Source organism: Burkholderia sp. SCN-KJ, assembly GCF_024656005.1.
In the GTDB taxonomy this organism is placed as follows: domain Bacteria; phylum Pseudomonadota; class Gammaproteobacteria; order Burkholderiales; family Burkholderiaceae; genus Burkholderia.
The window spans coordinates 301492-312624 of sequence record NZ_JANKOG010000003.1 but is presented as its reverse complement, the minus strand read 5'-3'; the positions used below and the strand labels follow the sequence as shown (position 1 = coordinate 312624).

Genomic DNA, 11133 nt, shown 5'->3' with positions numbered 1-11133 from the left:
CGCATGGCCGGTGCGTCATTGACGCGGACTCTAGCCAGCCATATTTCGGAGCGTCAATTTGGAATTCTGCTCAACGAGATGAATTTCAGAAAAATTCCAGTGAACGGAATGCTTTGCCGAGTCGCCGGAAAATCGTTCCGTTGAATGAAGGGCGGGCAGGTGGTGAAAGATGCGCGTCAATCCCGTGCACACCCGGATGCCGCGCGCATTTTGGCGGCACGACAATGGCGGCTGATGTATTCCGTTCAATGAAATCATCGAGGAGAATCCGCATGCAGGAACCGCATTCGCGCGGAACGTCGCGTGCCGTACGCATGCCGGCCGCGGACGAGGACGCCGCCGTCGATGCGGCCGGCGCGCCGGGCACCGGCATGCTGCAGCGTGCGTTCGCGATCCTGCGCGCGCTGGCCGGCATGCAGCAGGACGGCGTGCGCGTCACGCACCTCGCGAAGGCCGTCGGCCTCACACAGGGCACCGCGCACCGGATCCTGCAATCGCTGATCGCCGAAGGGATGGTCGAGCAGGACGAACAGTCGAAGCTGTACCGGCTGAGCGTCGACTTCTTCGCGCTCGCCGCGCTGGCCGGCAACCCGAGCAGCATGCGCACGCTGTGCCGGCCTGCGCTGCTGCGGCTGTGCGCAAGCCTCGGCGAGACGATCTTCCTGCTCGTGAAGAGCGGCTTCGACGCGGTGTGTCTCGACCTGTGCGAAGGTCCGTTCCCGATCCGCTCGTTCACCGGGGACATCGGCGGGCGCATCGCGCTCGGCGTCGGGCAGGGCAGCCTCGCGATCCTCGCGTTCCTGCCGGAAGCCGAGCGCGAGGAAGTGATCCGCTTCAACGTGCCGCGCATTCGCGGTTACGGCGTGCTCGACGAGGTCTACCTGCGCACCGAGATCGAACGCGTGCGCGAGCTCGGCTACGCGGGCCGCAACAGCGGCGTGCTCGACGGGATGGCCGGCGTCGCGGTGCCGATCCTCGATCGCACCGGCTACCCGGTCGGCGCGCTGAGCGTCGGCACGCTGGCGTCGCGGCTCGGCGACGACCGGATGCCGATGGTCGTCGAGCTGCTGCGGCGCCAGGCCGACGCGATCGGCCCGCGCACGAATCCGTTTGACGCCGCGCTGCGGCGGCCGATGCACGGTCTATCGGGGAAAACCGCATAGGCGCGTCGCGCATTACCGTTTCGTCAGCTTGCTTACGCGAGCCATTCATGTCTGAGCAGAATGCGCCGCGTCCGGCGGGCTTCCACGCTTTCTATCGGCTTGCAGACGCGCGCATTCGCCGCCCGCTTCCCCTTCATCCGTCTCCATTCGATTTTCAACTGCCGGCCAGTTGAACATTTCATTTCTTGATGCGACTGCGGCTGGATACCATCCAGCCACTGTCTATACAAGCCGACCGGCGCGTATGGCCAGCATCAACAAAACACAACACAACATCGACAAGACGGTTTGGAGAGGAGATGACGGAGATGGTGCGAACGATGAGCAGGAAGACGGGCGTCGCGTGCATGAGCGCGGCCATGGCGATGATGGTCGCCGGCGCCGCGCACGCGCAGTCGACGGTAACGCTGTACGGGATCGTCGACGCCGGCGTGACCTACACGAACAATTCGAAGGGCCATGCACTGTGGCAGTTCACGGGCGGCAACGAATCGGGCCCGCGCTGGGGCTTGATCGGCAGCGAGGATCTCGGCGGCGGCCTGAAGGCGAACTTCCGGCTCGAGAACGGCTTCAACGTCGCGAACGGTGCGCTCGGGCAGGGCGGCCGGATGTTCGGCCGCTCCGCGTGGGTCGGCCTGAGCGGCGCGAACTGGGGCGCGGTGACGCTCGGCCGCCAGTACAACTCGACGCAGGACATCCTCGGCTCGCTGCAGATGAGCAGCTTCCTCGCGCAGTACTCGACGCATCCGTTCGACAACGACGACATCAACAATAGTTTCCGCACCAACAACGCGGTCAAGTACGTGTCGCCGACGATCGCGGGCCTGCAGGCGAACCTGATGTACGGGTTCTCGAACTCGACGGGCTTCTCGAACGACAACTCGTGGAGCGCCGGCATTACCTACACGCACGGGCCGCTCAATGCAGGCGCCGCCTATGCGCGCGTGAACCATCCGGCGGCCAGCGCGACGGGCGCCGTCGCGTCGGACAACTACTACCCTGGCTCGGCGTCGGTGTTCGGCGCCGGCCTGTCGAGCGCGGTGCGCCAGCAGATCTGGGGCGCGGGCGGCAATTACACGATCGGCGCGGCGACGCTCGGGCTGCTGTACACGGGCTCGAATTTCGGCCAGGCGACGGGGGGCGCGCTGCGCTTCAACAACTACGAAGGCAGCGTGCGCTACCTGATCACGCCCGCGCTGATGGCCGCGGCCGGCTACACCTATACGAAGGTCGCGCGCGGCGCCGACGACGGTCATTACCAGCAGGTGTCGGCCGGCCTGCAGTACCTGTTGTCGAAGCGCACCGACGTGTACGTGAACGGCTTCTACCAGAAGGCGTCGTCGGGCGTGGGCCACGCGTGGATCGACGGGACCGACGGGCCGTCGTCGACGACGTCGCAGGTGGCGGTGGTGGTCGGCATCCGCCAGAAGTTCTGATGCGCTGACGCGTTCGCGCGTCTTCCGGAGGAGACATAGATGAAATTCAGACTGTTGCTGGCGGCGCTGCCGTTCGTCGGGATGTACACCGGTGGCTCGATCGCCGAGGTGCGGCCGCTGCTGTTCGGCCTGCCGTTCCTGCTCGTGTGGAACCTGATCTGGATGGCGGCGACCGCCGCGATCCTCGCGATCCTGTTCCACCTCGACGAGCGCGACGCAGCCCGCGACGGCCGCACGGGAGACGCGCGATGAACGCCTCGATCATCATCATCGCGGCGTTCGCCGTGTTCGCGCTCGCGATCGGCGTGATGGCGCGGCGCGGCCGCAAGCTCACGCTCGAACAGTGGGCGGTCGGCGGGCGCGGCTTCGGCTCGCTGCTCACGTTCCTGCTGATGGCCGGCGAGGCGTTCTCGACGTTCTCGTTCCTCGGCGCGAGCGGCTGGACCTACAGCAAGGGTGTGCCCGCGTTCTACATCCTGTCGTACGGCTGCCTCGCGTTCGTGATCGGCTACTGGATGCTGCCCGCGGTGTGGCGCTACGCGAAGGCGCGCGGGCTCGTGTCGTTCGCCGACTACTTCGCGTCGAAGTACGACAGCCGCGCGATCGGCGTGTTGGTGTCGGTGGTGGCCGTGTTCGCGATGGTGTCGCTGCTGATGATTCAGCTGCGCGGCCTCGGCGTGATCGTGTCGGAGATGTCGTACGGGCTGATTCCGCAAGCGGCCGCGATCTGGATCGCCGCGACGCTGATGGCCGTGTACATGGTCGTGTCGGGCATCCACGGTTCGGCGAGCATCGCGATCTTCAAGGACGTGCTGATCCTCGCGATCGCGATCTTCCTCGGCCTGTACCTGCCGATGCACTACTACGGCGGCCTCGGCGAGATGTTCGCGAAGATCGACACCGCGCATCCCGAACTGCTGCGCATGCCCGAGCACGGCTTCAACCTGAGCTGGTACAACTCGACGATCCTGCTCACGTCGCTCGGCTATTACCTGTATCCGCACGGCTTCACGGCGATCTACGTCGCGAAGGACGAACGCGCGCTGCGCCGCAACGTGATCCTGATGCCGCTGTACCAGGTGCTGATCGCGTTCCTGTTCCTCGTCGGCTTCGCGGCCGTGATGACGGTGCACGGGCTCGAAGGCGCGCAGACCGATCTCGCGCTGCTGCGTCTCGTGAAGCAGACGTTCCCCGCGTGGTTCGTCGGCATCGTCGGCGGCACGGGCCTGCTGACCGCGCTGGTGCCGGGCTCGCTGATCATGCTGAACGCGTCGACGACGATCGCGCGCAACATCTACCGAGAAGGCTTCGCGCCGAACGCGACCGACCGCGAGGTGACGCGCGTCGCGCGGATCGCGCTGCCGATCTTCACGCTGGTGGTCGTCTACTTCGTGCTGCGCGGCGGCGCCACCTTCGTCACGCTCGCGATCTTCTCGTCGAGCCTGCTCACGCAGCTCGTGCCGATGCTCGCGTCGAGCTTCCTGAAGCGGCCGTTCGGCACGCGGGAAGGCGCGTTCGCGGGGATCGTCGCCGGTGCGATCGTGATCGCGCTGACGAACTACTACGGCGTGACGCTCGCGTCGCTGTTTCCCGGCGCGTCGAGCACGCTGACGTCGATCAACCCCGGGCTCGTCGCGCTCGCCGTGAACGCGGCGGTGTTCATCGCGATCAGCGCGGTGCAGCGCAAGCTGAAGGCGCGCGTGGCCGCGCCGGCCCGCTCCGCGTGACGACCCGATCGGCATGCCGCCGCCGAACCGCCGGGCGACTGCCCGGCGGTTTCTCCGTGCGGCGGCGCTCGCCCCATTCGAACTACAACAGGATTCCGAAACGATGATGACCGATGACAAGGCCGACGACCGGCGCGAAGCAATCGACACCCTGATCGCGAACGGCTGCGTGATCACGATGGACCCGCAGCGGCGCGTGATCGAGAACGGCGCGGTTGCCGTGACGGGCGATCGCATCGTCGCCGTCGGCGACACCGCCGAATTGCAGGCGCGCTTCCGTGCCGCGCGCACGATCGACGCACGCCGCAAGGCCGTGCTGCCGGGCCTGATCGATGCGCATGCGCACGCGGGCCACGCGATGCTGCGCACGATCGGCGGCGCGGACGGCGATGCGTGGTCGGCCGCGGCCGAGACGATCTATACGCGCGCGTCGGACGAGGCGTTCTGGGAAACCGAATCGCATCTCGCGGCGCTCGAACGGCTGAAGGCCGGCGTGACGACCGGCGTGTCGCTGCTCGGCGGCGGCAACTCGATCATGCGCGTCGACGATCCCGTCTACGCGCGGCGTCATTGCGATGCCGTGGTGCGCACCGGCACGCGCTCGATCGTCGCCGTCGGCCCGTCGCGCCCGCCCGCGCCGCGTGCATACACGCGCCACACGCCGGACGGCGGCGACACGCGCGACATCGATTTCGACACGATGTACGACGTGTGCGAACGCATCGTCGACGAATGCCACGGCGACGCCGACGGTCGAATCCGGATCGCGATCACGCTGCCGGTGTACGGGCCCGAGCATGACCCGGAACTCGCGCAGTACGAGCGCGACTTTCGCGACCAGGCCGCACGCTACGGCGCGCTTGCGCGCGAGCGCGGCCTGACGTTCACGCAGGACGGGCACCGCGCCGGCACGCTCGCGTTCGCGCATCGCGAGCTCGGGCTGCTTGGCCCGACGTCGTTCATGTCGCACAGCATCGACCTGACCGACGACGACATCGCCGCATGCGTCGAAACCGGCACCGCGATCATCCACAACCCGAGCGCGATCATGTCGATCATCGGCCGTTGCCCGGTGCCCGAGCTGATCGATGCGGGCGTGACGGTCGCGATCGCGTCGGACGGCGCGGCGCCCGATCGCGGCTACGACATGTTCCGCCACATGTGGCAGTGCATGCACTACCATCGCCGCCATTTCCGCGACCCCGATGTGCTGCCGCACGGCAAGGTGCTGGAGATGGTGACGATCGACGCGGCGAAGGCGCTGTCGCTCGATCACGAGATCGGCTCGCTCGAAGCCGGCAAGCTCGCCGACATCATCCTCGTCGACCTGTTCCGCCCGCACATGATGCCGATGAACATGCCGGTGTATCGCGTGACGTGTTTCGCGAACGCGGCCGACGTGTGCATGACGATGGTCGGCGGCCGCGTGCTGATGGAGGATCGTCGCGTGCTGTCGGTCGACGAGAACGCGATTCTCGAGCGCGTGATGGACGTCGCGGAGACGATGATCGAGCGCAGCGGGTTGCGTCGCCTGCTCGACGCACCGAAGACGCTGTGGGGGCGCAGTCACTACTGAGCGAGGCCGCGCGGGCAGGCATTTGCGCGGTGCGATGTCGGCGAGGCCGGTCCTTTCGGGGCCGGCTTTTTTTCTGGTTTCGCCGCCGACGGACATGCTAGGATTTCTCTCAAACAACTTCGGAGACAGCTATGCCGTTCATCTGCGAAAACGTTGAATGTCGTGCCGTGCTGGCGCGCGGGCAGGTCAAGTCTCGCCAGGATGATGCGGGATGGTGCTTCTACTGCCCGGACTGCAAGGCCAGGAACGAGTTGATGGCGATCGGCACGGCCGGTGGCTCCGTCGAGCTGGTTCAGCCGGAGCGAGCGAGCCCGCCGCACAAGGTCGTCGCGACGGCCCGGCCACTGGACGACGGCAGATACGCGGCGCAGTTGCGCGTTCAGCGGGCGCTGGCGGTGAGGGGAACTTATGCGGCCGAAGAGCACTGGGAACAGCTCGGTGTATTCCCCGATGCGCAGGAGGCCGTCGAGCATGCGAAGTCGTTCGCGACCGACCTGCTGGAGCGGGCGGTCTAGTCACACACGGCACACCGTACACCGGCGATCCACCTGTTTCCCGTCACGACACCGGGCTGCGGCCCGGGTGTCGTGACGGGCCGGGCCGTTACATCACGCCGCCGCCGCTTCTCGCAGACGGAATTGCGCGACGGCATCGCTGAGCCGCGCGCCCTGATCCTCGAGCGACAGCGCCGCGGCGGCCGCTTCCTCGACCAGTGCGGCATTGCGCTGCATCGTCTGCTCCATCTGGATGACCGCGGCATTCACCTGCTCGATGCCGGCGGACTGCTCGTCGAAGGCGATGCTCGTTTCGCCCATGATCGCGTTCACGCGCTCGACCGCGACGACGAGCTCGGTCATCGCCGAACCGGCGAGCGCGACAAGACCGCTGCCGTCTTCGACGCGCTGCGCGGAATTGCCGATGAGTTCGCGAATCTCCTTTGCCGCCGATGCGCAGCGCTGCGCGAGCCCCCGCACCTCGGTCGCGACGACGGCGAAACCGCGCCCTTGTTCGCCCGCGCGCGCCGCTTCGACGGCGGCGTTCAACGCGAGGATGTTGGTCTGGAATGCGATGCTTTCGATCACGCCGACGATGCCGGAAATCCGCGCGGAGCTGTGCGAGATCGCCGACATCGTCTCGACGACGCGCTGCATCGCGTCTCCGCCTTTTGCCGCGATGCCGGCCGCACCCTCGGCGTAAGTGCGCGCATCACGTGCGTTGTCCGCGTTCTGGCGTACGGTTGCCGTCAGCTGCTCCACGCTCGCCGCGGCTTGCTGCAGCGAGACGGACTGCTGCTCGGTGCGCGCGGACAGGTCGACGTTGCCGCTCGCGATCGTGCGCACGTCGCCGACGATCGTCTCGGTGCTCGCGCGCACCTGGCTCACGGTTTCGACGAGGCCGTCCTGCATGCGCTTCAACGCATTCAACAGATACGCCATTTCGTTTTCGCCCGGAATGACGACCGCGCCGGTCAGGTCGCCTTTCGAGATCCTGTCGAAATGCGCGACGGCGAGATGGATCGGCGCGATGATCGCCTTCGCGAGCACGCGCTGCGCCAGGAAGCCGACGACCAGCGCGAAGGCGGCGACCGCCGCCATGGCCCACACGATCCGGTGGAAGCGTTCGCCGGCCGCGTCGTAGCGCGCCTTCTGGCGCGCGACCTGGAACGATTCGAGCGCATCGATCGCTTCCTGGTAGGCGGTGAAGAGGGCCGGCGGCGCGGTGCGGTGCGTGTCGAGGAAGTCGAAGGCGTTGTCGTGATCGAGTTGCGACATCGCTTTCAGGAAAACCTGATCGAGCAACATGCGACGGCGCTGCTGCAGCGTATCGAACAAGGCCTGCTCGTCGGCGTCGCGCGCATGCAGCCGCGAGTACGCGTCCAGTTCGTCGTCGCTCTGCTTGAGGAGCGTGTGGAGCTGCGCGATTTCCGCCTTCGCGGGCTGGCCGGCGCTGATGATCTGCGCGACGTCGCTGACGCGTTCGCGCAGCACGAGCATGCGCTCCGAGCTGGTTTTCAGGTGCAGCAGCGACGCGGTGTCGTCGCGGTACATCGCTTCGAGCGAGCCGTTGCCGGCATAGAGCGCGGCGATGCACGCGCCGACGACCAGTACGAGCAGCGCCGTATAGCCGGCGACGGTCGCGACGAGGCCGCCGCGGATGGTGAGTTTTCGCATGACGTTCCCTTGCCGACGGCCCGACGGGCGGCCGACGGCGGATGTGGATTCCGGATCACGAACGACGACGGGCGCCGCGTTGCAAGGCGGGGCGCCGGGACTGCGAACGGGTTAACGGCGGGCCGGGTGAGGAGGTTTTATCTGCACGCGACGCGAATCTGGATGATTGCGACAGCGGGGGCGGAGGACGGATGCGCGCGCGTGAAGTACGCCGTGTCGATCGTCGAGGCCACGTCGCATGCGCCGCTCGGGATGCACCCGAATCGTCCGTGGCCCCGGCCATCTGCCAGTCGCCATTTCCCGGTCGCCGTCGGCCGGTCGCGACCGGATCTCGGCAATCGACCGATCGCGCTGATGCGTGGCGAACTGCCGGGTGTTGCCCTACGAATCCCCGGCCTTCGCTCGCCTGTCGTCGTATCGCAGGTCGGCCGCCGCGTCCGCGCGGCCGTCAGCCTCCGGTCCTGAACCCCAGTGCCGCGGCCTTCGCGCGCAACTCGGCGAAGCGGTCGACCGCCGGATTGGTTGCGGGATTGGCCGCCATTTGCGACGGATCCACGCCGGTAACCGAACCGGGCGACGAGGGCGCGGTCGTCCCCGGACACGTTCCGCCGAACGGACCTGGCGGGACAGTGAACGCCGGCGCGTCCGTGCGCGGCGCGTCGTTGAAATCGAGCGCGTAAGCGAGATTGAAGGTCGCCGGATCGCTGCCGCGCACGCCGAGCGGCTTCAACCCGAAACGCCATTGCAGCAGCGCGTGAATCGAACTCGGGTCGAACGGATAGCGCGTCACCGCGCCTGCCCGAACGCGCGGGCCGAGCAGGGCGAGCGGCACGCGAAAGCCGAGCTTGCCGTCGTTGCCGAGCGCGAGCTCGTTGTTGCTGATCGGCCGGATCGGCGGCACCACGTGCTCGAGAAAACCGCCCCACTCGTCATAGACGACGATCATCAGCGTGCGGTTCCAGGTGGGACTCATGCGCAGCGCGTCGTACACCTGGTTGAGAAATGCCTGCCCGTCGCGGATGTCCGCATGCGGATGGTCGTCCGCGGACGCACCTTGCAGCTCGCCCGCGAAAACCGGGTCGACCATGCAGAACGGTGGCAGCGTTCCCGCCGCCGCGCTCGACAGGAAATCCGCGAACACATGCGAGATGCCGAGATAGCGCGTGCCATACAGCGCGGTGAACGGCAGGTCGTGGTAGTAATAACTGCAACCGATGCGGGCGTCGCTCAGGTTGTCCCAGATCGTGCGCAGCGACGAATTGTCGGGGGTGTCGGTGAGGCGGTCGGTGGCGCCGCTGTGCAGGTAGAGGCGATTCGGAAACGTATTGGTCAGCACGCCGCTGAAGTAGAAGTCGCCGATGGTGTAGCTGCTTGCCGCCGCGCTGAAGAACGGTAGGTCGGCCGACGTGTAAAAGCCGATGGGCAGCAGGTCGCCCTGGGTCAGGCTCGTCCCGGGCGTCAGGAGCCAGCCGTTCATCTCGCCCGAAGCCAGTTGCGTGCGCGCGCCCTGGTAGGTGTGGTTCGGGTCGTGGTACGCGCATGCCTGATAACCGTAGGCGGGATTCGCCGACAGCGGAAACGGTGCGTTGGTCCCGCCGAACGCGTCCCGGAACTGCCGATTGGCGGGCATCCCCTCGGCACCCGGCACCCAGCTCATGAAATGGTCGAACGATCGATTTTCCATCGTGACCAGCACGATGTGATCGATGCCGGAACTCGCCGGGTCGGGCAACGCCGGCCGCGGCAGGCTGTAGCGATTGCCGCCGTTCGGCGACGGCGTGTCGCCGATCGATGGGGCGGGCGCATTGCCGTCCACGGCCGATATGCCGTCCCCTCCGCCGCCGCAACCCGGCAGTGCGACACTGCCGGCCACCGCGGCAACGCCGGCGAGAAAGCGGCGGCGATTGTAGCGGCGATATGCATTCGTCTCGTCCATGACAACGTCTCCTTCGTTATTAAATGCGGCGCTGGCCAGCCGATCACGCATCGCGGCAGCCGCGAAGCGACGCGCGCTCGCCGTTCGAACAGGCGAGCGGGCGGAAGGCGCAAGCTTCGTTCCTGTCACTGAACGGGTGGCACTTCGTCGGTGGTTGCGAATAGCGAAGCCGTCGTCAGACGATGGGTCGATGCCATTGCACCGGGCGTGGGTCAAAAGGAGTCGACGAACCGGTTCCGGAAAAGAAGAAAGGGGCGTCGCACTTGCATGCGCCGCCCCTTTCGGCCGCCGGCCGCAACCGGCCGAGTCCGTCAGTTGTAGATATCGAACGAGAAATACTTCTTCGCGATCCGCTGATACGTGCCGTCCTGGATCAGGCTGGCGAGCGCCTGGTTGATCTGCGTGCGCAGCGCGTCGTCGTCCTTGCGCACGCCGATCGCGGAACCGACGCCGAGCGTCTTCGGATCATGCAGCGGCGGCCCCGCGAACGCGAAGTTCGCGCCCTTCGCGGTCTTCAGGAAGCCGAGATCGGCCTGTACCGACGATTGCAGCGACGCGTCGAGACGACCGGAAATCAAATCCTGATAGACGAGGTCCTGCGTCTGGTACGTGCGCACGATCACGCCCTTCGGTTCCCAGTACGTGCGCGCATAGGTCTCCTGCGTCGACCCCTGTTCGACGCCGACGCTCTTGCCGGCCAGCGACTCGGCCGTCGGCTGCAGGTTCGCGCCGCGTCGCGCGACGAGGCGCGGCGGCACGTTGTTGATCTTGTCGGTGAACGCGATCTGCGCGAGGCGCTTCTCGGTCACGCTCATCGACGACAGCACGCCGTCGAACTTGCGCGCCTTCAGCGCCGGGATCATCCCGTCGAAGGCGTTCTCGACCCACACGCAGCGCACCTTCATGCGCTCGCAGATCGCGTTGCCGAGATCGATGTCGAAGCCGACGAGCGTGCCGTCGGGTGCGAGCGATTCGAACGGCGCATAGCTGGGATCGACGCCGAGGCGCAGGACGGCCGGGTCTTTCGCGGCGGCGGCGCCGGCCGTCAGCGCGAGCGCGACGGCGATGACGAGCTTTTTCATGATTGTCTCCTTACCGATTGATGTCGTTCTGGGGTGAAGCGA

At 66.9% G+C, this 11133-nt stretch carries 10 protein-coding genes; 6 read left to right on the top strand and 4 right to left on the bottom strand.

The genetic code is table 11. The features are described 5' to 3' along the window. Nucleotides 1-85 precede the first annotated feature (85 nt). Entirely contained in the window at nt 86-274 is a 189-nt protein-coding gene (locus NQV17_RS07240) for a hypothetical protein (protein WP_257770896.1), read from the bottom strand. Between NQV17_RS07240 and NQV17_RS07235 the strand changes: the two genes are divergently transcribed. The 6 genes from NQV17_RS07235 (at nt 273) to NQV17_RS07210 (ending at nt 6417) form a co-directional block, all read left to right on the top strand. Then, a complete protein-coding gene (locus NQV17_RS07235) occupies nt 273-1163 on the top strand; it encodes an IclR family transcriptional regulator (RefSeq protein WP_257770894.1) in 891 nt (296 codons plus the stop codon). The genes NQV17_RS07240 and NQV17_RS07235 overlap by 2 nt on opposite strands. A 347-nt stretch (nt 1164-1510) precedes the next feature. After that, nucleotides 1511-2599: a porin gene (locus NQV17_RS07230; RefSeq protein WP_374692682.1), complete on the top strand. Its 1089-nt coding sequence runs from the start codon at nt 1511-1513 to the stop codon at nt 2597-2599. 39 nt (nt 2600-2638) lie between these two features. Further along, nucleotides 2639-2851: a DUF3311 domain-containing protein gene (locus tag NQV17_RS07225; RefSeq protein ID WP_124528938.1), complete on the top strand. Its 213-nt coding sequence runs from the start codon at nt 2639-2641 to the stop codon at nt 2849-2851. After that, on the top strand, nt 2848-4326 hold the full coding sequence (locus NQV17_RS07220) for a sodium:solute symporter (RefSeq protein ID WP_257770891.1): 1479 nt from the start codon (nt 2848-2850) through the stop codon (nt 4324-4326). Before NQV17_RS07225 ends, NQV17_RS07220 begins: the two co-directional genes overlap by 4 nt. Before the next feature lie 103 nt (nt 4327-4429). After that, entirely contained in the window at nt 4430-5902 is a 1473-nt protein-coding gene (locus NQV17_RS07215) for an amidohydrolase family protein (RefSeq protein ID WP_257770889.1), read from the top strand. A 131-nt stretch (nt 5903-6033) separates the two neighbouring features. Beyond that, a complete protein-coding gene (locus tag NQV17_RS07210) occupies nt 6034-6417 on the top strand; it encodes a hypothetical protein (protein ID WP_257770887.1) in 384 nt (127 codons plus the stop codon). 93 nt (nt 6418-6510) lie between these two features. Here the strand turns inward: NQV17_RS07210 and NQV17_RS07205 are convergent, their stop codons facing one another. From NQV17_RS07205 to NQV17_RS07195, 3 genes are all read right to left on the bottom strand, one after another. Beyond that, nucleotides 6511-8073: a methyl-accepting chemotaxis protein gene (locus NQV17_RS07205; RefSeq protein ID WP_124893083.1), complete on the bottom strand. Its 1563-nt coding sequence runs from the start codon at nt 8071-8073 to the stop codon at nt 6511-6513. Nucleotides 8074-8521: 448 nt separating this feature from the next. Beyond that, nucleotides 8522-10009, bottom strand: coding sequence for an alkaline phosphatase family protein (locus NQV17_RS07200; RefSeq protein ID WP_257770882.1), 1488 nt, complete (start codon nt 10007-10009; stop codon nt 8522-8524). Between the two features lie 311 nt (nt 10010-10320). Continuing rightward, nucleotides 10321-11091, bottom strand: a complete 771-nt coding sequence (locus NQV17_RS07195; protein ID WP_257770880.1) for an ABC transporter substrate-binding protein — start codon at nt 11089-11091, stop codon at nt 10321-10323. Between the last annotated feature and the right edge of the window lie 42 nt (nt 11092-11133).